Below are 25,394 nucleotides of genomic sequence, written 5' to 3' on the forward strand. Positions count from 1 at the left end.
TAAGTGGGCGGGCATGAACGACCTGTCCTCCGCCCCGCAGCCCGAAGAGCGTCCCGAGCGTCAGCGCAAGCCCGACTGGATTCGGGTGAAAGCGCCGGTATCCAAGGGATATGGCGAGACGCGCAAGCTGATGCGCGAACTCAACCTCAATACCGTCTGCGAAGAGGCTGCCTGCCCGAATATCGGCGAGTGCTGGACCAAGAAGCACGCCACGGTGATGATCCTCGGCGACGTCTGTACCCGCGCCTGCGCGTTCTGCAACGTCAAGACGGGCATGCCGCGCATCGTCGACGAGCAGGAGCCCGAACACGTCGCAACCGCGGCAGCGAAGCTCGGACTCGAGCACATCGTGATCACCAGCGTCGATCGCGACGACCTGCCCGATGGCGGTGCGAGCCAGTTCGTCAAGGTGATCGAGGCGCTCCGGCGTAACACGCCGGATACCACGATCGAGATCCTCACGCCCGATTTTCGCGGCAAGATGCGGCCCGCGATCGAGGCGATCGTCGCGGCGGGTCCCGACGTGTTCAACCACAATCTCGAGACGGTCCCGCGGCTGTATCCGACGATCCGGCCGGGAGCGCGCTATTACGCCTCGCTGCGCCTGCTCGAAGAGGTCAAGCGCCACGACCCGATGATCTTCACCAAGTCGGGCATCATGCTCGGGCTCGGCGAACAGCGGCTCGAAGTGCATCAGGTGATGGACGACATGCGCTGCGCCGACATCGATTTCATGACCATGGGTCAGTACCTCCAACCGACGCCTAAGCATGCCAAAGTCGCGGATTTCGTAACCCCGAAGGCGTTCTCGGCCTTCGGCGCGATCGCACGGGCGAAGGGTTTCCTGCAGGTCGCTTCGAGCCCGCTGACGCGCTCGAGCTATCACGCCGGCGACGATTTCGCCGAAATGCGCGCCGCACGGGAGGCAAAGCTGGCAAAGGCGAAGGGCTGATGCCGCACATCCGCGATTCGAAGCGGCTGCCCTATAGCTGCGAGCAGATGTTCGACCTCGTCGCGGACGTCGACAAGTATCCGGAATTCCTGCCGTGGGTCGTCGCGACGCGGGTGCGCTCGGACAGCGCCACCGAGATGACGGCGGACATGCTGGTCGGCTTCAAAGCGATCCGCGAGAAATTCACCTCTCGGGTGACGAAGGATCGGCCACGCTCGATCCTCGTCCATTACGTCGACGGGCCGCTGCGCGATCTCGACAATAGCTGGACTTTCGAACCCGACGGCGATGGCCGATGCCGGATCGATTTCTGCGTCGATTTCACGTTCAAGAACAAGGTGTTCGAAGCGCTCGCCGGTCAATATGCCGATCGCGCCTTCCGCAAGATGGTCGCAGCGTTCGAAGCCCGCGCGGGTGACCTTTACGGCAGCAACAGCTCGAGCGCGACCAACGTCGCCTGATGCCGGATCGCGGCCCGCGTGCCGCCGGCAAAGACGCGTTCCTCGGCCTCGCATTCCTCCTGCCCGCTGACGGCTCGGGCAAACACCACCGTGCCGACCGGCTTGAGCTCGCTGCCGCCGCCCGGTCCCGCGATCCCGCTAACCGCGACCGCGACATCCGCTCCGCTGCGGGCGAGGGCGCCTTTCGCCATTTCCCAGGCGCAGGCGGCCGAGACCGCGCCGAAGGTGTCGATAATGTCCGACGACACGCCGAGCATGTCGATCTTGGCCGCATTCGAATAGGTCACGAAGCTGCGGTCGAGCACGCTCGAGCTGCCCGGCACCTCGGTGATCGCGCTGGCGACGAGGCCGCCGGTGCAACTTTCGGCGAGCGCCACCATCCGACCTGCATTGCGATTCTGCGCGACGACCTTCTCGGCGAGGGTGACCATGTCGGACGGGAGGAGAGTGGAAGAGCTCATAGCCAGTCGATTCCTTGCAGAGCCGCGCTGCTAGCCTATCGCCGCCAATGTCGCCACGGCCTGAGCGGCGATCCCTTCGCGGCGCCCGGTAAGGCCGAGGCCTTCGGTGGTGGTTGCCTTGACGCTGATGGCGCTCGTTTCGACTCCCAGGATTTGGGCGATCCGATCGCGCATCGCGGCGCGGTGCGGGCCGATCTTGGGCGCCTCGCAGATGATCGTGAGGTCGATATTGCAGATCGCATAGCCCGCTTCGTTCGCCCGCGTGACCGCATGGGCGAGAAACTGGTCCGACGAGGCTCCCTTCCATTGCGGATCGCTGGGCGGGAAGTGATCGCCGATATCGCCCGCGCCGATCGCGCCGAGCACGGCATCGGTGATCGCGTGCAATGCAACGTCGGCATCGCTGTGCCCGGCCAATCCATGGGTATGCTCGATCTGCAATCCCCCTAGCCATAGGCTCTCGCCTTCGGCCAGACGGTGCACGTCGAATCCCATGCCGGTGCGGATCGCGGGTCGGTCCAATTCGAAATCCTCCGCAAATGTCAGTTTCTTGAGCGCTTCGTCGCCTTCGACCAGTGCGATCTTACCGCCATGCGCGCGCAACACCTGCGCGTCGTCCCCGGCGTCGGGGGTGCCGCCCCAATCGCGGTGCGCGGCGAGGATTTCGGGAAAGCGGAACGCCTGCGGCGTCTGAACCCGGCGCAGGGTGTCCCGATCGGCCTTGTCGCCCATCAGCCCGTCGCGCGCGACGGCGAGCGAATCAACCACCGGCAGGGTCGGGATGGCGCCTGGAGAACCTGACAAGGCGTCGACCAGGCGCTCAACCACGGCATTCGGCACGATCGGGCGCGCGGCATCGTGGATCAGGATGATCGACGGTACGGCCCCGGCCAACCGTTCGAGCGCGTTCGCGACCGATTGTTGGCGGGTGTCCCCCCCGGTGCAGAACGCAACGCCCTCGAGATCGCCGACGGCCTCAGCGGCGAGTTCATCCGCCCCGGGCGCGATCGCCACCATCACCGGCGCGCACCCGGCGTCGAGCAGGCGCTCGACCGAATGGCGCAGCACCGGCTTGCCTCTCCATCGCACATATTGCTTGGGCAGGTCCTTGCCGGCCCGCGTGCCGGTGCCGGCGGCGACCACGATCGCAGCGACCGAACGGTCGGCGAGGGGGGAGGGGACTTCGCTCATCTGCCGCGCCGCCTATCGTCTTGCCGCGAAACTGGCAATCGACTAGGGGGCCTCCTACCTTACCGGACATCGTCATGAGCCATTTGCCGCAGCCTCCCAGCCCGCAGCCTCCCAAACTGGCGCCGATCGATATCGGCCCGGTGCGCATTGCGCAGCCGGTCGTGCTCGCGCCGATGACCGGCGTGACCGACCTGCCCTTCCGGCGGCTCGTGCGCCGTTTCGGCTCGGGGCTCAACGTCACCGAGATGATCGCGAGCCAGGCGGCGATCCGCGAAACGCGCCAGAGCGTCCAGAAGGCCGCGTGGGACGCGATCGAGGAACCGGTCTCGATGCAGCTGGTCGGCTGCGATCCGGAATCGATGGCCGAGGCTGCCAAGCTCCAGGAAGACAACGGCGCGGCGATCATCGACATCAATTTCGGCTGTCCGGTGCGCAAGGTAGTCAATGGCTATGCCGGCAGCGCGTTGATGCGCGAAGTTCCGTTGGCGATCAAGCTGATGGAAGCGACTGTTAAGGCAGTTTCGGTACCGGTTACGGTCAAGATGCGCATGGGCTGGGACCACCAGAGCCTCAACGCCCCCGAACTGTCGCGGATCGCCGAGGATATTGGGGTGAAAATGGTCACCGTGCACGGCCGGACCCGCAACCAGATGTACAAGGGAAGTGCCGACTGGGCCTTCGTGCGCAAGGTGAAGGACGCGGTCTCGATCCCGGTGATCGTCAATGGCGACATCAATACGATCGACGATGTCGCGCAGGCAGCCGAGCAGAGTGGGGCCGACGGCGTGATGATCGGCCGCGGCGCCTACGGCAAGCCGTGGCTGCTCGGCCAGGTTATGCGTTGGCTCGATAGCGGAGAGCGGCAACCCGATCCGTCGGTAGAAGTGCAGTTTGCCACGCTGATGGAGCACTACCGCGCGATGCTCGACCTTTACGGCGAGAGCATCGGAGTGAAGGTCGCACGCAAGCATCTCGGGTGGTACACCAAGGGGCTGCCGGGCTCGGCCGAATTCCGCAACACCGTGAATTTCGTCGACGACTCGAACGAAGTCATGGCGTCACTCGAGCGGTTTTACGAGCCGCTGCTCCGGCGCGAGGCGGCCTGACGCCCGATGGTCTCAGTCGACGGTTCGTCGCGAAAAGACTTGCAAAATTGCAACAGTGTCGCCCACAAGCCTCATATGGCGAGCGACGCTCTCAAGGCCAATCGACGATTGCCGCTCTGGCTGCGGCGGTTGATGGTATCCGCGCGCCGCGCGAACATCTTCGCCTTCATCGAGATCGCCGCGGTGATCACCTTCGTCGTCATGACGGCGGTGACCTGGACCACGCTGGCGGGCTCGCCCGAAGAGAACGAACTGCTTCCCACCCGGATGACGACCACGCTGTTGGTCGGTACGCTCGTTCCGGCGCTGGCGATCTTGGTGCTGCTCGGGCGGCGGATGGCGCTCAAACGCGCGCAGGAAAACGAGGCGGGCACCGGGCGCATGCATGTGCGGCTCGTCTTCATCTTCTCGCTGATCGCGGCGGTGCCGACGCTGTTCGTGGTCGCCTTCGCCTCGGCGCTGTTCCAGTTCGGGGTGGAATTCTGGTTTTCGGACCAGTCGCGCGGTCTGCTCGAAAACGCGAACAAGCTCGCGCGCGGTTATTACGAGCAAAACCTGCTCGACGTCGGCAACGAAACCGAAGCGATGTCGGTTCAGCTGCGCGAATTCCTCAGCGAGAACTCGACCACGAGCGAAAGCTTTTCCGAAGGGTTCATGATCCAGACCGTTAACCGGCGGCTCAACAAGGCGTCGATCATCCAGGTCCAGGGCGAGGAGCAGGCGCTGATCGCGGCGTTCCCCGCCAACGACCCGATCCGCAAGCAGATCGCGCCCGACGCTATCCGGCAACTGGCAGACAGCGAGGACCCGGTGGTCACCCGTAATGCCGCCGGTATCGAGGCGGTCGCTCCGATCGACCGCGAATTGGGAGTCTATCTCTACACCGTTCGCTCGTCGGACCTGCTCGAATTCAGCCAGAGCGAACGCGCGCAGAACATCGTGCAGGACTACGAGGTCCTGACCCGCCGCGCGCGGATTCTGCAGCTTCGCACCAATGTCGCGCTGTTCGCGCTGGCGCTGCTGTTGGTCGCGCTCTCGATCTGGTTTGCGCTGCGTTATGCCGATCGTCAGGTGAAGCCGCTTTACGAACTCGTCGGCGCCGCCCGCCGGGTGGGGGCCGGCAATTATTCGCTGCGGGTCGAGGGACGCACCGGCGCCGACGAGGTCGGGCTCCTCAATCGTGCCTTCAACCGCATGACCGACCAGATCGAGCGCCAGACGACCGCGCTGGTCGGGGCGAACGAGGAACTGCACGAACGCGGCGTGTTCATCGAGACCGTGCTCGGCTCGGTCACCGCCGGGGTCATCTCGCTCGACGAGGAGGGGCGGGTCCAGCTGATGAATTCCTCCGCGCTCGACCTGCTCGGTTTCGACGAGATGCCGGTGGGGGAGAAGATGGCCGACATCGCGCCTGCTTTCGCCAATCTCGATCACACGCGTTCGGGTCAGATCGTCCAGCACGAGAAGGGCGGGGATCTCCTCACCCTCGCGGTCAAATCGACTCGGACCGACGATTACGAGGTCATCACCTTCGAGGACATCACCCGCCAGATCCTCGACCAGCGGCAGGCGGCATGGTCCGACGTCGCGCGACGCATCGCGCACGAGATCAAGAACCCGCTTACCCCGATCCAGCTCGCCACCGAGCGCCTGAAGCGGCGCTATCGCAAGCAGATCGAGCAGGATGGCGAGCTGTTCGACGAGCTGACCCGCACGATCGTGCGGCAGGTCGGCGAGCTGCGCACGATGGTCGATGCCTTCAGCAGCTTCGCGCGCCTGCCGAAGCCCGCCTTCCGGCGCGAGGACCCGGTCGATCTCGCCAAGCAGGCGCTTTTCCTGCAGGAAGTCGGCCATCCCGAAATCGACTACCGCCTGACCGTCGAGGGCGAGATCGACGCGATCCAGTGCGATCGCCACCAGTTCGGACAGGCGATGACCAACGTGCTCAAGAACGCGGCCGAAGCGATCGATGCGCTGGCGGGGCCGGCAGAACCCGATTTCCGCGGGCGGATCGATGTGAGCATTTCAGGGGAAGGCGAACTGGTCCGCATCCTGATCGAGGACAACGGCATCGGCCTGCCCAAGGAACGCGAGAAGATCGTCGAACCCTATGTCACCACGCGCGAACGCGGGACCGGGCTGGGTCTCGCGATCGTCAACAAGATCGTCGAGGAACATGGCGGCGCCATGACCTTCGGCCCGCGCGAGCAGGGCGGAACCCGCGTCACCCTGACCTTCGCCCGCGACCCCCGCGTCGAAACGCACGATCCCAATACGAGAGAGGCCGCCGAATGAGCGAAAGCAAGCAACTCGAAGTCCTGATCGTCGACGATGAGCAGGATATCCGCGACCTCGTCGCCGGGGTATTGAGCGACGAAGGCTACGAATGTCGCACCGCGGCCGATGGCGAGGGCGCGCTGGCGGCGATCGACGAACGGCGACCGAGCCTCGTCCTGCTCGACGTGTGGTTGCACGGCAGTTCGATGGACGGGCTCGAGGTGCTCGACGCGATCAAGGCGCGCGAGCCCGAACTTCCGGTGATCATATTCTCGGGCCACGGCAATATCGACACCGCGGTCGCCGCGATCGGGCGCGGGGCGATGGACTTCATCGAGAAGCCGTTCGAGGCCGAGCGTCTGCTCCACCTCGTCGAACGCGCGACCGAGACCGAACGCTTGCGGCGCGAGAACGCACAATTGCGCCAGGGCTTTGCCACCGCGCACGAATTCACCGGCAATTCGGCCGCGATCAACCAGGTCCGCGCGACGCTCAAGCGGGTCGCCAATACCGGCAGCCGGCTGCTGATCACCGGGCCGGCCGGGGCGGGCAAGGAAGTGGCCGCGCGGCTGCTCCATTCGTGGAGCCCGCGTGCCAACAGCGCCTTCGTGATCGTCAGCTCGGCGCGCATCACGCCCGAACTGTTCGAACAGGAACTGTTCGGCGAGGAGATTGACGGCCAGCTGGTGCGCCCGGGCCTGCTCGAGACCGCCGATGGCGGCACCCTGTTCCTCGACGAGGTCGCCGACATGCCGCTTTCGACCCAGGCGCGCATCCTACGGGTTCTGACCGACCAGTCGTTCATGCGGGTCGGTGGCACGCGGCAGATCAGGGTCGATGTGCGCGTCGTGTCGTCCTCGTCGCGCAATCTCGAGGAGGAAATCGAGGAGCGGCGCTTCCGCGAAGACCTGTTCTACCGCCTGAACGTCGTGCCGGTCGAGGTCCCGTCGCTGACCGAGCGGCGCGAGGATATCCCCGCGCTGGTCGATCATTTCTTCGCCCGCTACGCCGCCGATCAGGGCATCCAGCCGCCCGAGATCAGCGTCGAGGCGATGGCGGCGCTGCAGGCCTATGACTGGCCGGGCAACGTCCGCCAGCTGCGAAACGTCATCGAACGCACGATCATCCTCGCGCCGCGCGACCGATTGACCAAGATCGACGTCGACCTGCTTCCATCCGAAGTCACCGAAGGCAAGATCAGCGGCCAGACCGGCATCGGTGCCTTGATGGGGGCGCCATTGCGCGAGGCGCGCGAAAGCTTCGAACGCGAATATCTTCGCGTCCAGATCAGCCGGTTTTCTGGCAATATTTCGCGCACCGCGACCTTCATCGGGATGGAACGCTCGGCGTTGCATCGCAAGATGAAGCTGCTCGGGATGGCCGAACGAAAGGCTTCCGAACGCAAATAGGGAACATCCCGTCGCTGTCGGCATTTCCTTTCCAAGCCGTAAGTTTCGCGGTGAAACCTGACCAGCCATCCGCAAATCAGCGAGAGGTGGCGGTAAGGGGGCAAGAGAAATGGCGGGAAAAACACTCTCCGCACGACCGACGAAAACCGAGACCCAGGGCGGCGCGGCCAGCACGCCGAGCCTTCAGGACCAGTTCCTGAACCTGATGCGCAAGGAAAAGGCGCCCGTGACGGTGTTCCTCGTCAAGGGCGTCAAGCTCCAGGGCATCGTCACCTGGTTCGACAATTTCTCGCTGCTGCTCCGCCGCGACGGGCAATCGCAGCTCGTCTACAAGCACGCGATTTCGACGATCATGCCCGCACAGCCGCAGGAATCGGAGCAGTTCGGTTCGCGCAACACCGCCAAGAAGCAGCGGCTGTTGCAGGAAGTCTTCCTCGGTCGCTGCCTCGACAGCGAAGCCCAGGTGACCATGTTCCTGATCAACGGAGTGATGCTGCAGGGCCGCATCGCGGCCTACGATCCCTATTGCACGCTGCTCGAACGCGAAGGATACGTGCAACTCGCCTACAAGCACGCTATCTCGACCATCCAGCCGGTCGAACATCTCGACCTGAGCGAAGAAGGCGATAGCGACTGAGTTTCCTCGAAGACAGTGCGGAAGAGGTGACACGCGGTGCCCGCGCGCTGATCGTGCACCCCGACCTGCCCGACAAGCGTCACCTCGATCTCGAGGCGCGGTTGGAGGAGGCGAGGGGGCTTGCGCTCGCGATCGGCCTCGTGATTGCCGAGAGTTACGCGCTTCCGATCCGCGAACCCAAGCCGGCCACGCTGTTCGGTTCGGGTCAGGTCGAACGAATAGCCACCGATTGCGAGTTGCACGAGGCCGAGCTCGTCGTCGTCGACGGCCAATTGTCGGCGATCCAGCAGCGCAATCTCGAAGACAAGATCGGGCGAAAGGTGATCGATCGCACCGGGCTCATCCTCGAAATCTTCGGTGAGCGCGCGGCCACTGCCGAAGGTCGGCTGCAGGTCGAACTTGCGCATCTCGATTACCAGCAGGGGCGGCTCGTGCGCAGCTGGACTCACCTCGAGCGGCAGCGCGGTGGTTTCGGCTTCCTCGGCGGTCCCGGCGAGACGCAGATCGAGGCCGACAGGCGGATGATCCGGCAGCGGATGGGCCGGCTGCGCAAGGAACTCGAACAGGTGCGCAAGACCCGCGGGCTCCATCGCGAGCGTCGCGAACGTGCGCCGTGGCCGGTGGTCGCGCTGGTCGGCTACACCAATGCCGGCAAGTCGACGCTGTTCAACCGGCTCACTGGTGCCGACGTCATGGCAGAGGACCTGCTGTTCGCCACGCTCGATCCGACGATGAGGGCGATCGCGCTGCCGGGGGTCGACAAGGCAATCCTGTCGGACACGGTGGGGTTCATCTCGGATCTGCCTACGCAGCTCGTCGCCGCTTTTCGAGCGACGCTCGAAGAAGTGACCGCGGCCGACGTCATCGTGCATGTCCGCGATATCGCCAATCCGGACACCGAAGAGCAGCGTGAACGCGTGATAGACGTCCTCCGAGGCATGGACCTGGTCGACGAGGAGGGCGCACCGGCCGGAGCCCCGATCGTCGAGGCCTGGAACAAGGTCGACCTTCTCGACGAAGAGGCCCAGGCGGCTCTGCGCAACCGGATCGCGGCGCGCGACGAGCCGATCGTGTTGTTATCCGCTCAGACGGGCGAGGGCATCGAGACCCTGCTCGATACGATCGACGCGCTGCTGACTGCCGATGCGCGGGTCCACGAGATCACGCTCGCCGCAGGGGAAGGGCAGAAGCTCGCCTGGCTCCATGCCCATGGCGAGGTGCTGTCTCAGGAAGAAGTCGCGGGCGACCAACCTGGCTACCGGTTGTCGGTGCGGCTGACCGAGCGTGAATTCGGGCGTTTTTCAACGCTCTGAGCGCTTGACCTCCTGCCATAACGTTTCCTGTGCTTGCAGATCGAGCGATGAAAAGTCGGCATCTTGGTCGGCGGCGAGGGATTCCATTGCCCTGAAGCGACGCTCGAACTTTTGGTTGGCGCTGCGGAGCGCGGCTTCGGCGTCGACGCCGTAGGCACGGACCAGATTGACTGCAGCGAACAGCAGGTCGCCCGCTTCCTCGGTGATGTGATCGGGGCCATCGGCATCGGCCAGCTCGCCGATTTCCTCGACCAGTTTCTCCGCCGGGCCGTCCTTGTCTGGCCAGTCGAATCCGCTGCGCGCCGCGCGTTTTTGCAGTTTCTCGGCGCGCATCAGTGCCGGCAAGGCGTGTGCAACGCCATCGAGCGCGCTGGCAGCACCTTGCGCGTCGCGTTCGGCGGCCTTGATATCTTCCCATCGCCGGGGCTGTGGCGTCTCGCTTTCGTCATCGCCGAAGATATGCGGGTGGCGTGCTTCCATCTTGTCGGAAATCGACTTCGCCACGGCATCGAAGTCGAACGCCCCCTGTTCTTCAGCCATGCGGGCATGGAAAACCACCTGGAGCAGCAAATCGCCGAGCTCGCCGCGCAGGTCGGCGAGATCCTCGCGCGCGATCGCGTCGGCGACCTCGTAGGCTTCCTCGATCGTGTACGGCGCGATCGACTGGAATGTCTGCGCGACGTCCCATTCGCACCCGGTTGCGGGGTCGCGAAGGCGGGCCATGATCGAGAGGAGGCGGTCGATTTGCTGTGATGCCATTTGGATGATAATATATATTATGTAAAACTATAAGGGAGGCTCAGCCAAGGATCAGGCCCCCAGATACGTAAACAAGAGATAGGCAGCGGCGAAAATAGCCACCCACGTCACCGCCAGTCCGATGGTCTTCGGAACGGTCAGTCCGCGTCCGGCGAGCCCTGGCACGACAAGGATCAACCAACCGAGGATCGATACGATGCTCAGGGTCGTCCACGCCGTTGTACTCATGCTGCCAGCTCCATGCCGTCAAACCCGACGAGGACATTGTCGGGCGTTTCCTCGGTCAGCGTCGCATAATCCATGCTCTTGTCCAGATGCGACAACACGACTTGGCCGGCACCGGTCTTGCGCCCGAGTTCGAGCGCCATTTCGAGATGCGCGTGCGTGGGATGTGGATCGCGGCGCAGGCAGTCGGTAACCAGCAAATCCACCCCGTCGAACAGCCGCAGCATTGCGTCGGTTATCTCAGAGAAATCAGTTGCGTAGACGATCGACTTGCCATCGCACTCGAACCGATAGCCGGTGGTCTGGGTCGGCCCGTGGGGCATTTCGACCCCGCGGAATGCGATCCCACCATGCATGCGAGCAATGTCGAGGGTCTTGAGTTCGACGATGGTCGGATAGCCGAACTGTCCGGCGAAGACGTATCCGAAACGTTGTCTCAAGCGCAATGCACAAGTGTTTGATGCAAAACCGGGAATAGCGTGGCTGCGACCAAAACGCAGTGCACGCAGATCGTCGATCCCGTGGCAGTGATCGGCATGGTCGTGGGTCCAGAACACCGCATCGATCCGGTCGATCTCGTTCGCCAGGAGTTGCGCGCGAAGATCGGTCGAGGTGTCGACGAGCAATCGCGTGCCTTCGGCGCTTTCGACCATGATCGAAACCCGAGAGCGCCGATTGCGCGGCTCTTCGGGATCGCATTGCCCCCAGTCATTGCCGATGCGCGGCACGCCGGTCGATGTGCCCGAACCGAGCATCACCATCTTCATGCCGCGGCTTTCGCGAACAATTCAAAGAAGTTGCGGGTCGTCGTTGCAGCGAGGCTTTCGACGTCTGTATCGCGCAATTCCGCCACGAATTTGGCGGTATCGGCGACATAGGCCGGTTCGCAGGTTTTCCCGCGATGCGGGACCGGCGCGAGGAACGGGGAATCGGTTTCGACGAGCAGGCGATCCTCCGGCACGCGCGCGGCGGTTTCCTGAAGGTCTTTCGCGTTCTTGAAAGTCACGATCCCCGAGATCGAGATCGACAGGCCGAGTTCGAGCACCGCGTCGCCGAATGCGCCCGAAGCCGTGAAGCAGTGGATCAGCGCGGGGAAGGCGCCCTTCTCCATCTCGTCGCGCAGGATGGCGAGCGTGTCGTCCTCGGCGTCGCGCGTGTGGATGATCAACGGCAGCCGCGTCTCGCGACATACGGTGATGTGGCGGCGGAACAGGCGCTGCTGTGCTTCGCGATCGGAATGCTCGTAATAATAGTCGAGACCGGTCTCACCGATCCCGATCACCTTGGGATGGTCGACGGCGGCGCGCAGCCGGCCCTCGTCCACATGCTGGTGTTCGTCGGCATTGTGCGGGTGGATCCCGATGCTGGCGAACACGTCGTCGTTGCGCTCAGCGGTGGCGACGATGTCGTCCCATTCGCTCTCGCGCGTCGAGATGTTGAGAAAGCGTCCGACACCGGCCTGCCGCGCGCGATCGAGGACTGCGTCCTGCTCCTCGACGAGGCCCTCGTAATTGAGGTGGCAATGTGAATCGACGAGCATCAGCCCTCCCCCACAGCGGTGGCGAGTTCGAGCCGCGGGAATACGCCTTCGGGCTTGTCGAGCGCGAACCCCGAACCGGCGAGATATTCGAACCATGTCGCATCGTCGAGAGCGGCGAAATCCCGCGCCTCGCCCATGCCCAGCTGATCGAGCAGCTTGTCGGCCGCCACGGGCGTGACCGGGCGCAGTGCCAGCGCCAGCGGGCGAAGCTGGCGGAAGCAGGTCATCAACACGGCCTGCATGCGCTCGGGATCGGTCTTCTTGAGGATCCAGGGTGCCTGTTCGTCGATATATTGGTTACAGGCGAACACCGCGCGCATCCATGCCTCGAGCCCGTCGCTGAACGCGAGGTCGTCGAAGTTCCTGCGCAGCTCGGCGACACCGTTCGCGACCGCGGCGGTCAGCGCCCGGTCGTCATCGGTCTGCTGATAGTCTACCAGAAGTTTCCCATCCATGTTCTTGAAGATCATGGAGAGAACGCGTTGCGCGAAATTCCCGAAGCTGTTCGCCAGCTCGGCATTGGCGCGGGTGACGATCGCCTCGTCGGAATAGGAGCCGTCCTGCCCGAAGGCGATCTCGCGCATCAGGAAGTAGCGGAACGGATCGACGCCGTAGGTGTCGGCCAATGCGAGCGGATCGGTGACGTTGCCTTCGGACTTCGATTCCTTGCGTCCGCGATTGAGCACGAAGCCGTGCGCGAACACCTGCCTTGGCAGCTCGATCCCGGCGCTCATCAGGAATGCGGGCCAATAGACCGCGTGGAATCGGGTGATGTCCTTGCCGATCAAATGGAGGTCGCACGGCCAGTATTTGCGCCATTCCTCGCTGTCGTCGGGAAAGCCAAGCCCCGAGATGTAGTTGGTGAGGGCGTCGACCCACACATACATCACATGTCCGTCGCTCTCGGGCACTTTTACCCCCCAGTCGAAGCTGGTGCGCGAAACCGACAAATCCTTGAGCCCGCCCTCGACGAAGCGGACGATCTCGTTGCGGCTGCGCTCGGGAGCAATGAAATCGGGGTTGTCGCGATAAAGGGCGAGCAGCTTGTCGGCATAGTTCGACAAGCGGAAGAACCAGCTTTCCTCGGCGGTCCATTCGACCGGCGTGCCCTGCGGCGAGAGCTTCTCGGTGCGTCCGTCGGCACCTTCACCCTCGATCAGCTCGCTCTCGTCGTAATAGGCTTCGTCGCGGACCGAATACCACCCTTCGTAACGATCGAGATAGAGATCGCCATTGGCTTGCATCCGGCGCCAGATTTCCTGGCTCGCGCGATGATGATCGGGGTCGACCGTCCGCTGGAACCGGTCGTGCGAGATGTTCAGCCTCTCGCCCATCGCGACGAAATGCGCGGTCATCTCGTCGGCGAGGTCGCGCGGTTCGCGTCCGAGGTCGCGTGCCTTCTGGTAGACCTTGAGCCCGTGTTCGTCGGTCCCGGTCTGGAAGCGTACGTCACGCCCCGACATGCGCTGGAAACGGGCGATGACGTCGGCGGCGATGGCTTCGTAGGCATGGCCGATATGCGGCTTGCCGTTAGGGTAGCTGATTGCGGTGGTGATGTAATAGGGTTCGGACACCCGGCAGGCCTGACTTTTTGAGTTTTCGACTATGCGGCCTCTCTAGGGAGCGCCGCCGACGCCAGCAAGCCGCCAATCTGCATCGCCAGCAGGCCGGGATCGAAATTGGCGGTCGGCGCGCGCGCCGCGAGATCGACCAGTGCGGCATGCGCCTCGATGATGCGCGGACGAGCCTCAGCGGGTGCCGATCGAACCTCACCCGCCAGCAGGCGCCGCGCCAGCGTGAACACAGCCGCGAGCCTTTCGGGAGTGGGCCTCGCCCCGATTGCCGCGGCCAGCGCGCCACGATGTTCGGCCGACCGGACGCTGTCTCGCAACAACGCGCGCATCGCCGCATCGACGCGGGCGAGATCCTCGTCGATCCAGGTCATCGCCGCGCCGGGCGAGCCATTGGCACCGGCAATCGCCGTATCGAGGTGCTCGCCGCCCACTTCCGGGCGTTCATGGGCAAGCACCTGGCGTACCTGCTCTTCCGGCAGGCGATCGAACCGCAGCACCCGGCAGCGCGAGCGGATCGTCGGGAGCAAGCGACCGGGCCGATGGGTCACGAGAAAGAAGACGTTGCCTGCCGGCGGTTCCTCGAGGCTTTTGAGCAGCGCGTTGGCGGCCCCCGATTCGAGGTCGTCGGCCGGATCGATGATGATCGCGCGGCGGGCACCGAGCGTCGGGCGCGTGTTCAAGCGGCGTTGTAGCGTGCGGACCTGTTCGACGCTGATATTGCGCTTGCGCTTGAACGGCTTGCCCTCGTCGCGATTGCGAGCCTCCTTGTCGTCGGCCGGCGCGCGGCTCAGCGCCAGAATATCGGGATGGTTGTCGGGCGAGGGGCTGCCAGCCCCCTCCCCTGCCCCGACCAGTTCGGCGGCGCAGAGCCGGGCGAAGGTGGCCTTGCCCACCCCGCTCGGCCCGGCGAGCAGCCAGGCGTGGTGAAGGCGGTCGCCCTGGCACGCCTGCATCCAGGCCCGGCGCGGCTTTTCGTGGCCGATCAAGGTCACGCCAGCGTCTCGATCAGCGGTTCGATGGCGCGCAATACCTCGGTATGCACCTCTTGCGGCGAACCACCGGCTGCGATGGTGACGAAGCGCTCGGGCTCCCGCTCGGCGAGCCTTGCAAAACTGCGCGCGACGTCGTCGTGATAGGCGTCGCCGCGCGAACCGATGGCATCGCTCACGCCACGATCGCGCGCGTCGAGCCGCGCTTTGGCTTCCGCCGGCGGAAGGGTGAACAGCAATGTGCGATCGGGCAGCAGGCCGTTGCTGCCGAGCGCGTGCAATTGCATGATGCCGTCATCCCCGATCGCCCCGGCGCCGCCTTGATAGGCGCGGCTCGAATCGAGGAACCTGTCGCATACGACCCAGGAGCCGCGCTCGAGCGCGGGGCGGATCAACCGTTCGACATGATCCGATCGCGCCGCGGCGAACAGCAAGGCCTCGGCACGCGGCGCAAACCCATCGCCATCGAGTAGCAACGATCGGATCGCCTCGGCGCCCGGTGTCCCGCCAGGTTCGCGTGTCGCGATGCAGTCGATGCCACGCGCGTTCAGGGCGTCGACCAGCAGGCGCGACTGGGTCGACTTGCCGACCCCTTCGCCGCCTTCGAGGGTGATGAAACGCCCGGTCATTGCAACCAACCGAACATCCCGTTGCCGAGGCGGTCGACGGCATCGGCCTCTCCGACATCATCGGCCGCGACCAGCGGCGCGCTCTGCACCAATTCGCCATCGATCCTGATCTGCAGCCGCGCGACGGTATCGCCCGCGGCGATCGGCGCGACGAGCGGACCGCGATAGGTCAGCCTCAAGTCGATCTCGCCATCGCTCGCGGTCGGAATGTTGAGATGGAACTGGCGCGGTGCCACGAGCCCGACCGAAGACGCGGCGCCCTGCTGGACCTTGGCCCGACCGACTTCCTGGCCTTGCGCGAACAGGCGCCGCGGTTGCCACGCCGAAAACCCCCATTCGATCATCGCGCGCGCCGCGGCGTTGCGATCGCGCCCGCGTTCGGCTCCTGCGACGACCACGGCGAGCCGCCGGCCGTTGCGTTCGGCCGAACCAAGATAGGTGTATCCGGCCTCGTTGGTAAAGCCGGTTTTCATCCCGTCCGCACCCTCGACATTGCCGATCAGCGGATCGTGGTTCTCCTGGGTGATTTCGTCCCAGGTCAGGCTCTTGTGACCGAAGAACGCCGCGTATTTGTCGGGATGGCGGGTCACGATCGCCTGCGCCAGCGTGATCAGGTCGCGCGCGGTGGTAAAAGTCCGACCTTCGTCGGGAAAACCGTTGGGAGAGCCGAAACTGCTGTCGCGCATCCCGATCGCGCGCGCTTCGCCATTCATCCGGGCGGTCCAGGCCTCGACACTGCCGGCGGCGCCCTTGGCCAGCAGCGCCGAGCCGTCATTGGCCGACACGGTCAGGATGCCCTGCAACAAGGCCGCGACCGAAACCTGCTCGCCGAGACCGAGGAACATGGTCGAGCCCCGACGTCGCCAGTTGCGATAACTGTCCTCGTCGAAAGTGTAGCGCTGGCGCAGGTCGATCTCGCCGCGCTCGATCATCTCGAACGCGGTATAGGCGGTCATCACCTTGGTCACCGAGGCTGGCATGAAGCGGCGCTCGGCGTTCTTCTCGTACAGCGTCTGTCCGGTGCCGAGGTCGACCAGCAGCACCACAGGTGCAAGCGCAGCCTCGGGCGGCGGGGCGACCCGCGCATCGCCGATCGCGATCGAGGGCAGGTCCTGCGAAGCGCCCGAGAGCGGCACCGCGATGGTTGCGATTGCTGCGGCTGTTACCGCGATCGCCTTTGTCATCTCCCGCATCGTTTCCGGCTCAGTCTTCGCTCACCACGCGGGCATCGCCGAAGCCGTCGGCGCGGATCCTGGCGAGGTCGCGATCCGCCTCCGCAGCCGTGGCGAAGGGGCCGCTCCGGACGCGCCACAGGCGGCCGGCCGGGTAGACCTGCCCGCCGATCCGGGCTGCCACCCGATCGGCGCGGGCGCGATCCGAATAGGCGCCGGCCTGCACGTAATAGCCTGTGGAGGCGACCGGCGTTGCCGGAGTGGGACGCTCGGGCGCAGGTGTCGTGGCGGGGGTGGGGCTTTCGACCGGCGCGGGGCGGATCGATGCCTCCGTCCTCGCCTCGGGCAATTTGCGGCGCAGCACCGTCAACAGTCCCTCGGGCGTTTCGATCCGCAGCGGCGCGGGCTCGCCGGAGCGCAGCTTGGCCCGCTCGACCTCGGGCGGGTTGACCCGTCGCACCCGCACCGGAGCCGAGGACGCGATTCCGAGCTGGGCCATCGCGTCGGCGCTCAGCGCGAGCAACTGGTTACCTTTCATCGGTCCGCGCCGCTCGACCCGCACCAGCGCGGTGCGTCCTTCGTCGAGCTCGGTTACCTCGACATAGCTCGGCAGCGGCAGCGTGTGGTGCGCTGCGGTCACGCCGGGCCCCGCGTCCACATCGCGGACGGCGTAGCCCACTTCGTCGTAATTGAGCGCGTCTTCGGGCGTGTAGGTCACCCCGTTGACGGTGTAGGCCGGACCGATGACGACCGGATAGTCGCCTGCCGGTCCTTCCGGATCGAGCGGTCCCGCGGACTGGTCCGAAGCGGGTGGCGCCCCCCCGATATAATCCTCTTCCAGCCCGAGCGTGCTGCACCCGGTCAGGAGCGTGGCGCCCGCGGACGCGACGAGAATCCTAGCGTGCGATTTCATTGGCAAGCAGTCCCACCCCCAAGGCGTAATAATTCGAACAATTGTATTCGAGGATCGTGTGATAATTCCGGGTCAGAAGATAGGCCGTATTGCCGGGCCCGTCGGGCTCGATCAGGCTGACCAGCGTATCGTCGGCGATCGCCTGTTGCGGCCGGATGCCAAGCGCGCGCCATTCGGCCACGGTCCGCCACGGCGCGTGCCGTTCGTGTACCCGCGGGCAATAGGGCGCGGTCATCGGGTTGGCGAAGACGCTGCGGTCGAAGCCGGACGGCACCGTCGCGGGAACGCCCCAGGGCGATCCCCGCTCCCACCCGGCATCGACGAAGTAGCGCGCAATCGAGGCGAGCGTGTCGTGGGCCGAATTCCAGATATCGGCCACGCCGTTGCCATCGCCGTCCTGCGCGAGCCGGAGATAGACGGTCGGCAGGAATTGCGGGTTGCCGAAAGCGCCCGCCCAGCTGCCGACCAGTTGCGAGCGCGGGACCCCCCGATCGACCATCTTCATCAGCGCGATCAGTTCGGGCTCGAACAATTCGCGGCGGCGGCCTTCATATGCCAGCGTCGCGAGCGAGCGGGCGAGATCGAAATCGCCTTTCACCGCGCCATAGGCGCTTTCCTTGCCCCAGATCGCGACGAGGATCTCCGCCGGCACGCCGGATTCGCGTTCGACCTGCTGCGCGATCGAGCGGTAACGCGCCAGCGTGCGTCGCCCGCCATCGATCCGATCCTGCGTGACGGTGCGGCGGTAATAGGGTTGGAAGGCGGGGAAACTGCTCGAATTGGAGCTGGTCGTCGAACCGGGCTGCGACTGGTCGAACCGGACCACGCGTTCGTTGTAGGTCAGCCCGTCGATCACCTGCCGGATCGCACCTTCGCTGACCCCCTCGCCCCGCGCCTTGGCGGCGACGAGTTCGAGGTAGCCGTCGAAGCTCAGCGAACTTTGCGCGCAGGCGGCGACCGGGATGGTCATGGCGGTGGCGGCGAGCGCGGCGAGGATGGTCTTGACGGTCTGCATAGGGCTCCATTGGGGTATAGCGATGAGGATCGGATGAACCAAACGCACGAGCTCGGTAGATGGTGACATTTTAATGCCGCGCGACTAGCGACTCCAGCGACGGACAGGTGGCAGAGCGGTTGAATGCAGCGGTCTTGAAAACCGCCAAGGGTGCAAGCCCTTCGTGGGTTCGAATCCCACCCTGTCCGCCATTCCTACCCGGCACGAGAAAAGGGCCGTCCTCGCGGGCGGCCCTTTCCGGTGCTTCGGCGCCGTTGCGTGATCTACGCGCTCTCTTCCTCGGGAATTACGAGAGCGGCGAATTCCTTGCGTTTCTTCGCAGGATACTGGTCCGCTCCGACCGAGGACTGGTTCTTCAGCGCCGAATGGCGTTCGATGACCTCACCCTGCTGGTCGTAATCGACCTCGGGGTTGTCCCTGATTTCATATTCCACGCGACTCTCCTTTGCGACCCTAACGCGCAAAGTCCAGCGGCGGTTTCCGTTACGGCATGTTGGTAGCGCCGAACGGTGCGGGGTTTGCGCCAAAGGGTCAGACGTGGATCACGCGGCCATAGCTGGCGAGCACGCTTTCGTGCATCGACTCGGAAATCGTCGGGTGCGGGAAGACCGTCTGCATCAGCTCGGCCTCGGTGGTCTCGAGCGTCTTGCCGACGACGAAGCCCTGGATCATCTCGGTCACCTCGGCACCGACCATGTGCGCGCCCAGGAGCTCGCCGGTCTTGGCGTCGAACACGGTCTTGCAGAAGCCTTCGGCCTCGCCCAGCGCGATCGCCTTGCCATTGCCGATGAAGGGGAAGGTGCCAGCCTTGACTTCGTAACCGGCTTCCTTCGCCTTTTCCTCGGTCAGCCCGACGCTGGCGATCTGCGGGTGGCAATAGGTGCAACCCGGGATGTTGTTGCGGTCGAGCGGGTGCGGATGGACGTCCTTGTTGCCGAGCTCCTTGGCGATCGCCTCGGCGGTGGTGACGCCTTCATGGCTCGCCTTGTGCGCCAGCCACGGGCCCGGGGTGCAGTCGCCGATCGCCCAGAGCCCCTTCGACTTGGTGCGCCCGTAATCGTCGATCTGGATGAAGCCGCGTTCCATTTCGACGAGCTTCTCGAGCCCGACATTCTCGGTGTTGGGGACGATCCCGATCGCCACGATGCAGTGGGTGAACTCGGTCTCGGCGACCTTGCCCTTGGCGTCCTTGATCTTCGCCTTGACGCCCTTGTCGGTGACCTTGAGGTCTTCGACCCCCGCGCCGGTCATGATCGTCATGCCCTGCTTGGTGAGCGACTTGTTGAGGAAGGCCGAGACGTCCTTGTCCTCGACCGGCACGATGCGGTCGAGCATTTCGACCACGGTGACGTCGCAGCCCATGTCGTTGTAGAAGCTCGCGAACTCGATCCCGATCGCACCCGATCCGATCACCAGCAGCTTCTTGGGCATTTCGGGTGGCGTCATGGCGTGGCGATAGGTCCAGACGCGCTTGCCGTCGGCCTTGGCGAAAGGCAGGTCGCGCGCGCGGGCCCCGGTGGCGACGATGACGTGCCTGGCTTCGAGCTTTTCCTCGCCCTTGTCAGATTTCACCGTCAGCGAGGTCGGACCGGTCAGCGTCCCCTCGCCCATGTGAACGGCGATCTTGTTCTTCTTCATCAGGTGCGTGACGCCCTGGTTCAGCTGTTTGGCGACGCCGCGGCTGCGCTTCACCACGGCTTCGAGATCGGCCTCGATCTCGCCCGCGATCTTGAGGCCGTAATCCTTCGCATGCTGCGCGTAATGGAGGATCTCCGCGCTCCGCAGCAGCGCCTTGGTGGGGATGCAACCCCAGTTGAGGCAGATGCCGCCCAGCAGTTCGCGTTCGACGATCGCGGTCTTGAGCCCGAGCTGCGCGCAGCGGATCGCCGCGACATAGCCACCGGGGCCCGAACCCAATACGATTACGTCATACTTGTCAGCCATTTGTCGTCCTGTCTTCAAGTCATGCCCGAGGGAGGCATGGACCGGGTGTTACACTGTCCAGGGAAAGGAATCTTCCCGGGCGGAAATGCGGTGCGCGCACAGGCGGTATGCCATGCGCGCCGCACGGTAGGAAAGCGACGTCATGCCGCCGCATCCACGGGCCGCGGGCGGCCGTTGTCGTCGATCGCGACGAAGGTGAACTTGGCCTCGGTCACCTTGCCGCCATGTTCGGAATGACGTTCGCGCCGCCAGGCCTCGGTCGCGATCACCATGCTGGTGCGCCCGACCTTCTCGATCGTACAATAGACCGAGACCTCGTCGCCAACCTTGACGGGCTGGTGGAACTCCATCCCGTCCATCGCAATCGTGACCGCGCGCCCCTTGGCGTGCCGCGCGGCGATCAGGCCGGCGCCATGGTCCATCAGGCTCAGCAACCAGCCGCCGAAGATATCGCCATAGGCATTGGCATCGGCAGGCATCGCGGTGACGCGGATGGCGGGATCGCGCTTCAAAGGAGGGCTCCCTGTCCGGTTGGCGTCAAACCACCAGCCCCATCGGGTTCTCGCACAGCTGCTGGAAGGCTTCCATCAGCTGCGCGCCGTCGGCGCCGTCGATCGCGCGGTGGTCGAAGCTGCCGGTGGCGCTCATCACGGTGGCGACCTGGAGCGCACCGTCGACCACGTGGGGGCGCTGTTCGCCCGCGCCGACGGCGAGGATCATCGCCTGCGGCGGGTTGATCACCGCGTCGAACTGCTTGGTGCCGAACATGCCGAGATTGGAGAGGCTGGCGGTGCCGCCCTGGAATTCGTGCGGCTGCAGCTTGCCGTCCTTGGCCTTGCCGGCGAGTTCTTTCATCTCGGTGCTGATCTGCGCGAGGCCCTTGCGGCCCGCATCGCGGATGATCGGGGTGATCAGGCCCGAGGGCGCGGCGACGGCGACCGAAATGTCCTCGCGGGCATACTGGAACAGCTCGTCGCCCTGGAAGCTGACATTGCACGAGGGCACGCGCTGAAGCGCGCGCGCGAGCGCCTTGATCAGCAGATCGTTGACCGAGAGCTTGACCCCGTCGGCCTCGAGCGAGGCGTTCAATTGCTTGCGCAGGTCGAGCAGCGCGTCGAGCCGCACGTCGACCGTGAGGTAGATGTGCGGGATCGTCTGCTTGGCCTCGGTGAGGCGCTTGGCGATGACCTTGCGGACATTGTTGAGCTTGTGCGCTTCGTAGGGCGCATCGAGCTCCCCGCCCTGCTGGACGGGAGCCGAAGGCGCGGGTGCGGGTGCGGCGCTGTCCTTTGCCGGGGCGGCACCGGGCTTGGCCCCCTCGACGTCGGCCTTCACGATCCGGCCGTTGGGCCCCGAGCCCTTGATCGAGGCGAGATCGACGCCGTTCTGCTCGGCGATCCGACGCGCGAGCGGGCTGGCGATGATGCGCTCGCCGTCGACGGTCGGCGCGGCAGGAGCCTTGGCGACGTCCTGCGACGGAGCGGGCGCCGGTTTCGGCGAGGGTGCTGGCGGAGCGGTTTCGTCCGCCGAGGCAGCCTCTTCCTTCTTCTCGGGAGCAGGTGCGGGCGCGCTATTTCCCGCCGCGGCCTTGGCCTCGTCGAGATCTTCGCCTTCCTCGGCCAGCGTCATGATGACGGTGCCGACCGCGACGCCCTCGGTGCCCTCGTCGACACTGATCGCCGCGACCGTGCCTTCGTCGACCGCCTCGAATTCCATCGTCGCCTTGTCGGTCTCGATCTCGGCCATGATATCGCCGGCGGCGACGGTATCGCCCACTTTCACCAGCCATTTGGCAAGCGTGCCTTCTTCCATGGTCGGCGAGAGCGCGGGCATCTTGATCGCGATGGGCATCGAAAATCCTTGTATGTCGTAGCGGCGGAGCGCGTTCAGCCGCTCTCTGCCCAAACCGCGCGCGCGGGGCAAGCGCGCTGTCCACGCTTGCTTATCGCCGGCTTTGCATCCTACACCCCCGCGCAGGGAGAGGAACTGGATGCGCGTATACCTTGTCATCATCGACGAGAGCCCGGAGGCGAAGGTCGCGATGACCTATGCCTCGCGCCTCGCGCTGCAGGCGGGGGGGCAGGTGCACATGCTCGCGCTGGTCCCGCCGCAACAATTCAGTGCCTTCGGCGGGGTGCAGGCGACGATGGAGGAAGAGGCGCGCAGCCGCGCCGAGGTGATGGTGACCTCGGCCGCCGGGCGCTATTTCTCCGAAAGCGGGCGGATGCCGGTGATCTCGGTCGAGCTGGGCGAACCCGAGCGCGTGGTGCGCGAATACCTCGCCACCCACCCGGAAATATCGGCGCTGGTGCTAGGCGCTTCGCGCGACGGGGCGGATCCGCTGGTCAGCCATTTCAGCACGCATTCGGGTACCCTGCCCTGCCCGCTCTACATCGTGCCGGGCGACTGGGTCCCCGAGACGGTCGAGGACCAGTTCTGAGCGACCGAGGCCCGCTCGTGCCGAACGGGTCCTAGCGCTTTTTCTTGCCGCGCCCCTGGTGGCGGATATTGGCCGGGCGACCGCGCTTGCCCTGGGCATGCTTGGGCTTGTCCTTGGGCGTACCCTTGTGCTTGCCATGGCCCTTGCCGTTATCCTTGCCGCCGTCGCGCTTCTTCTTGCCGTGCGGACGATTGCCGCGCTTTTCGACGCGGCCTTCCTGCCCCGGCACTTCGAATTTGAGCGCGCCGGTGATCGGGTTGGCTTCGGCGAGCTTCAATTCGAGCCGGTCGCCGACGGTGTAGCTTTCGCCCGAACGCTCGCCGACCAGCGACTGCGCCTTCTCGTCATACTGGAAATAGTCGTTGCCGAGCGTCGAGACCGGCACCAGCCCGTCGCCGCCGAACTCCAGGATGGTGGCGAAGAAACCGAAGCTCTGCACCCCTGTGATCCTGGTCTCGAAGGTCTGCCCGACGCGGCCCGAGAGCCAGGCGGCGATATAGCGGTCGGTGGTGTCGCGCTCGGCCTCCATCGCGCGGCGCTCGGTCTTGCTGATCGCATCGGAAATCTTGCCGAGATCGCTGCGATCCTGGTCCGACAGGCCCGAAGTGTCGGGCAGCTTTCCCTTGGGGGCAGGCTGTTCGAGCTTGTAGGCGTCGACCAGCGCGCGATGGACCAAGAGGTCGGCATAACGGCGGATCGGCGAGGTGAAGTGCGCGTAGCTGCCCAGCGCGAGGCCGAAATGGCCGGCATTGGCGGGCCCGTAATAGGCCTGCGTCTGGCTGCGCAGCACCGCTTCCATCAGCAGCGCCTTTTCCTGCTCGTCGGCGACGTCCTTGAGCATGCGGTTGAACAGCGAGGGGGTGATCACCTGCCCCAGCGCGAGCTTGCCGCCGATGCTCTCGATATAGTCCTTGAGCGCGACGATCTTTTCGCGGCTCGGCTGCTCGTGGACGCGGTAGACAACGGGCGCTGACTTGGCTTCAAGAGCCTTCGCTGCGGCGACGTTGGCGGCGATCATGAAGTCCTCGACCACGCGGTGGGCATCGAGCCGTTCGCGCACGGCGATCTCGGTGATGCGGCCCTGGTCGTCGAGCTGGACCTTGCGCTCGGGCAGCTCGAGGTTGAGCGGGTCGCGCGCTTCGCGCGCGGCGTGGAGAGCCTTCCAGCAGGCCCACAGGTTGTTGAGGTTTTCGCCCGCCGCGCCCTCGTCGATCCGGCGCTGCGCGTCCTCGTAGGGGATGACCTCGTCGATCCGCACGATCGCGCGGGTGAAGCGCCAGTCCTTGATCCGCCCTTCGGCGTCGATCTTCATGTGGCAGGCCATCGCCGCGCGGTCCTCGCCCTGGCGGAGCGAGCAGACGTCTGCGCTCAACACTTCGGGCAGCATCGGCACGACGCGGTCGGGGAAATAGACCGAATTGCCGCGCTTGCGCGCCTCGCGATCGAGCTTGCCGCCGGGGCGCACGTAATAGGATACGTCGGCGATCGCGACGAGCGCGTCGAACCCGCCCTCGTCGTTGGGCGCGGCCCAGATCGCATCGTCGTGGTCGCGCGCGTCGGCGGGATCGATCGCGACGATCGGCAGGTGGCGCAGGTCTTCGCGGTGGTCCTCGCTGAGCGGCAGTTTGGCCGCGCTTTCCGCTTCGGCGATCACCTCGTCGGGGAAGATATGCGGGATGCCGTGCTTGGCGATCGCGATCAGGCTGAAGCTCTTGGGCGCGAGCGGATCGCCGATCACCTCGGTGACCTTGACCGACGCACGCTGTCCGCGCCCGACCGTCTCGGCATAGACGAGCTGGCCGTCTTCCGCGCCGCCCAGGTCGGCGATCTTGGAGGAATTGCGCACGCTCTTGTCGACCGGGGCGAGCCAGCCCTGGCCGCTCTTGTCGATCTCGACCACGCCCATCATCTGGTCGAGCCGCTGCGGCAGCTTCTTCATCACGAAGCCGCGATGGCCCTTCCCGGCCTCCTCGGTCCGCGCGAGCACGCGGTCCCCGGTGCGCAAGGCGGCGTGTTTGCCCTTCTTCTCGATCAGGCGGATTTTCGGCGCGGGGGTGCCGGTGTCTGGCGCCCAGTTCTCCGGCACGGCGATCGGTTCGCCGTCCTCGATCTCGACCACCTTGAGCACGGTGACCTTGGGCACGCCGCCCATGCGGTGGAACGCGCTCTTGTTGCCGTCGATCATGCCTTCATCGGCCATGTCGCGCAGCAGCGCCTTCAATTGCACGCGCTCCTGCCCCTTGAGGCTGAACGCCTTCGCGATTTCGCGCTTGCCGGCGGGATTATCGCTGGTCTTGATGAATTTGAGGATCTCGTCCTTTGAAGGCAGCCCCGGATTGCGGTGGCGCGCCCTGTTCTTTTTCGGTTTCGTCATATGCCCGGCGATA

25 protein-coding genes and 1 tRNA gene are annotated in these 25,394 nt (G+C 65.2%); 9 read left to right on the top strand and 17 right to left on the bottom strand.

Annotated features, from left to right (window positions below):
• Positions 1–13: 13 nt before the first annotated feature.
• Together lipA and IEW49_RS05550 are read left to right on the top strand one after the other, a co-directional pair.
• Complete coding sequence (gene lipA, locus IEW49_RS05545; RefSeq protein ID WP_188641746.1) at positions 14–952, top strand: lipoyl synthase; 939 nt, start codon at positions 14–16, stop codon at positions 950–952.
• Positions 952–1,413: a type II toxin-antitoxin system RatA family toxin gene (locus IEW49_RS05550; RefSeq protein WP_188641747.1), complete on the top strand. Its 462-nt coding sequence runs from the start codon at positions 952–954 to the stop codon at positions 1,411–1,413. Before lipA ends, IEW49_RS05550 begins: the two co-directional genes overlap by 1 nt.
• On the opposite strand, the gene IEW49_RS05555 is transcribed toward IEW49_RS05550, so the two are convergent.
• A complete protein-coding gene (locus IEW49_RS05555) occupies positions 1,374–1,874 on the bottom strand; it encodes a CinA family protein (protein ID WP_188641748.1) in 501 nt (166 codons plus the stop codon). The genes IEW49_RS05550 and IEW49_RS05555 overlap by 40 nt on opposite strands.
• 30 nt (positions 1,875–1,904) lie before the next feature.
• Positions 1,905–3,065 carry a bifunctional 2-C-methyl-D-erythritol 4-phosphate cytidylyltransferase/2-C-methyl-D-erythritol 2,4-cyclodiphosphate synthase gene (locus IEW49_RS05560; protein ID WP_188641749.1) on the bottom strand — a complete coding sequence of 387 codons (1,161 nt, stop codon included), beginning with the start codon at positions 3,063–3,065 and terminating at the stop codon, positions 1,905–1,907.
• A 74-nt stretch (positions 3,066–3,139) separates the two neighbouring features.
• On the opposite strand from IEW49_RS05560, the gene dusB reads away from it, so the two are divergent.
• From dusB to hflX, 5 genes are all read left to right on the top strand, one after another.
• Positions 3,140–4,171: a tRNA dihydrouridine synthase DusB gene (gene dusB, locus IEW49_RS05565; RefSeq protein WP_188641750.1), complete on the top strand. Its 1,032-nt coding sequence runs from the start codon at positions 3,140–3,142 to the stop codon at positions 4,169–4,171.
• 75 nt (positions 4,172–4,246) lie between these two features.
• Positions 4,247–6,466 carry a sensor histidine kinase gene (locus IEW49_RS05570; protein ID WP_188641751.1) on the top strand — a complete coding sequence of 740 codons (2,220 nt, stop codon included), beginning with the start codon at positions 4,247–4,249 and terminating at the stop codon, positions 6,464–6,466.
• On the top strand, positions 6,463–7,857 hold the full coding sequence (ntrX, locus tag IEW49_RS05575) for a nitrogen assimilation response regulator NtrX (RefSeq protein WP_188641752.1): 1,395 nt from the start codon (positions 6,463–6,465) through the stop codon (positions 7,855–7,857). The genes IEW49_RS05570 and ntrX overlap by 4 nt, the downstream gene beginning before the upstream one ends.
• A gap of 109 nt (positions 7,858–7,966) precedes the next feature.
• The gene (gene hfq, locus IEW49_RS05580) at positions 7,967–8,494 is read left to right on the top strand and encodes an RNA chaperone Hfq (RefSeq protein ID WP_188641753.1); all 528 of its coding nucleotides are present in this window, start codon (positions 7,967–7,969) and stop codon (positions 8,492–8,494) included.
• 26 nt (positions 8,495–8,520) lie between these two features.
• Positions 8,521–9,807, top strand: coding sequence for a GTPase HflX (gene hflX / locus IEW49_RS05585; protein ID WP_188641754.1), 1,287 nt, complete (start codon positions 8,521–8,523; stop codon positions 9,805–9,807).
• Here the strand turns inward: hflX and mazG are convergent.
• Genes mazG through IEW49_RS05635 form a run of 10 tightly spaced genes read right to left on the bottom strand, consistent with a single transcriptional unit; the run spans position 9,796 to position 18,623 of the window.
• Positions 9,796–10,566 (bottom strand): nucleoside triphosphate pyrophosphohydrolase, encoded by a 771-nt coding sequence (mazG, locus tag IEW49_RS05590; RefSeq protein WP_188641755.1) that lies wholly within the window; start codon positions 10,564–10,566, stop codon positions 9,796–9,798. The genes hflX and mazG overlap by 12 nt on opposite strands.
• A gap of 51 nt (positions 10,567–10,617) precedes the next feature.
• Positions 10,618–10,794, bottom strand: a complete 177-nt coding sequence (locus IEW49_RS05595; RefSeq protein WP_188641756.1) for a hypothetical protein — start codon at positions 10,792–10,794, stop codon at positions 10,618–10,620.
• Complete coding sequence (locus tag IEW49_RS05600; RefSeq protein ID WP_188641757.1) at positions 10,791–11,558, bottom strand: MBL fold metallo-hydrolase; 768 nt, start codon at positions 11,556–11,558, stop codon at positions 10,791–10,793. Before IEW49_RS05600 ends, IEW49_RS05595 begins: the two co-directional genes overlap by 4 nt.
• Positions 11,555–12,331, bottom strand: coding sequence for a TatD family hydrolase (locus IEW49_RS05605; RefSeq protein ID WP_188641758.1), 777 nt, complete (start codon positions 12,329–12,331; stop codon positions 11,555–11,557). Before IEW49_RS05605 ends, IEW49_RS05600 begins: the two co-directional genes overlap by 4 nt.
• Positions 12,331–13,905, bottom strand: a complete 1,575-nt coding sequence (gene metG, locus IEW49_RS05610) for a methionine--tRNA ligase (protein WP_188641759.1) — start codon at positions 13,903–13,905, stop codon at positions 12,331–12,333. The genes IEW49_RS05605 and metG overlap by 1 nt, the downstream gene beginning before the upstream one ends.
• 29 nt (positions 13,906–13,934) lie before the next feature.
• A complete protein-coding gene (locus tag IEW49_RS05615; protein WP_229658095.1) occupies positions 13,935–14,897 on the bottom strand; it encodes a DNA polymerase III delta subunit-related protein in 963 nt (320 codons plus the stop codon).
• Complete coding sequence (gene tmk, locus IEW49_RS05620) at positions 14,894–15,523, bottom strand: dTMP kinase (RefSeq protein WP_188641760.1); 630 nt, start codon at positions 15,521–15,523, stop codon at positions 14,894–14,896. Before tmk ends, IEW49_RS05615 begins: the two co-directional genes overlap by 4 nt.
• On the bottom strand, positions 15,520–16,707 hold the full coding sequence (locus IEW49_RS05625) for a D-alanyl-D-alanine carboxypeptidase family protein (protein ID WP_188641761.1): 1,188 nt from the start codon (positions 16,705–16,707) through the stop codon (positions 15,520–15,522). The genes tmk and IEW49_RS05625 overlap by 4 nt, the downstream gene beginning before the upstream one ends.
• Positions 16,708–16,726: 19 nt before the next feature.
• Positions 16,727–17,608, bottom strand: a complete 882-nt coding sequence (locus IEW49_RS05630; protein WP_188641762.1) for a septal ring lytic transglycosylase RlpA family protein — start codon at positions 17,606–17,608, stop codon at positions 16,727–16,729.
• The gene (locus IEW49_RS05635; protein WP_188641763.1) at positions 17,592–18,623 is read right to left on the bottom strand and encodes a lytic murein transglycosylase; all 1,032 of its coding nucleotides are present in this window, start codon (positions 18,621–18,623) and stop codon (positions 17,592–17,594) included. Before IEW49_RS05635 ends, IEW49_RS05630 begins: the two co-directional genes overlap by 17 nt.
• Positions 18,624–18,724: 101 nt before the next feature.
• On the opposite strand from IEW49_RS05635, the gene IEW49_RS05640 reads away from it, so the two are divergent.
• Positions 18,725–18,814, top strand: a tRNA-Ser gene (locus IEW49_RS05640).
• A 72-nt stretch (positions 18,815–18,886) separates the two neighbouring features.
• Here IEW49_RS05640 and IEW49_RS05645 read toward each other — a convergent pair.
• From IEW49_RS05645 to IEW49_RS05660, 4 genes are all read right to left on the bottom strand, one after another.
• Positions 18,887–19,057: a hypothetical protein gene (locus IEW49_RS05645; protein WP_188641764.1), complete on the bottom strand. Its 171-nt coding sequence runs from the start codon at positions 19,055–19,057 to the stop codon at positions 18,887–18,889.
• Between the two features lie 97 nt (positions 19,058–19,154).
• Entirely contained in the window at positions 19,155–20,567 is a 1,413-nt protein-coding gene (gene lpdA / locus IEW49_RS05650; protein WP_188641765.1) for a dihydrolipoyl dehydrogenase, read from the bottom strand.
• Positions 20,568–20,707: 140 nt separating this feature from the next.
• Positions 20,708–21,046: an acyl-CoA thioesterase gene (locus IEW49_RS05655; protein ID WP_188643105.1), complete on the bottom strand. Its 339-nt coding sequence runs from the start codon at positions 21,044–21,046 to the stop codon at positions 20,708–20,710.
• Positions 21,047–21,104: 58 nt separating this feature from the next.
• Positions 21,105–22,418: a pyruvate dehydrogenase complex dihydrolipoamide acetyltransferase gene (locus IEW49_RS05660; protein ID WP_188641766.1), complete on the bottom strand. Its 1,314-nt coding sequence runs from the start codon at positions 22,416–22,418 to the stop codon at positions 21,105–21,107.
• A 139-nt stretch (positions 22,419–22,557) separates the two neighbouring features.
• On the opposite strand from IEW49_RS05660, the gene IEW49_RS05665 reads away from it, so the two are divergent.
• The gene (locus IEW49_RS05665; protein ID WP_188641767.1) at positions 22,558–23,007 is read left to right on the top strand and encodes a universal stress protein; all 450 of its coding nucleotides are present in this window, start codon (positions 22,558–22,560) and stop codon (positions 23,005–23,007) included.
• Between the two features lie 31 nt (positions 23,008–23,038).
• On the opposite strand, the gene rnr is transcribed toward IEW49_RS05665, so the two are convergent.
• Positions 23,039–25,381, bottom strand: a complete 2,343-nt coding sequence (rnr, locus tag IEW49_RS05670) for a ribonuclease R (RefSeq protein ID WP_188641768.1) — start codon at positions 25,379–25,381, stop codon at positions 23,039–23,041.
• Positions 25,382–25,394 lie beyond the last annotated feature (13 nt).

Source organism: Pseudoblastomonas marina (assembly GCF_014641655.1).
Classification (GTDB): domain Bacteria; phylum Pseudomonadota; class Alphaproteobacteria; order Sphingomonadales; family Sphingomonadaceae; genus Alteriqipengyuania_A; species Alteriqipengyuania_A marina.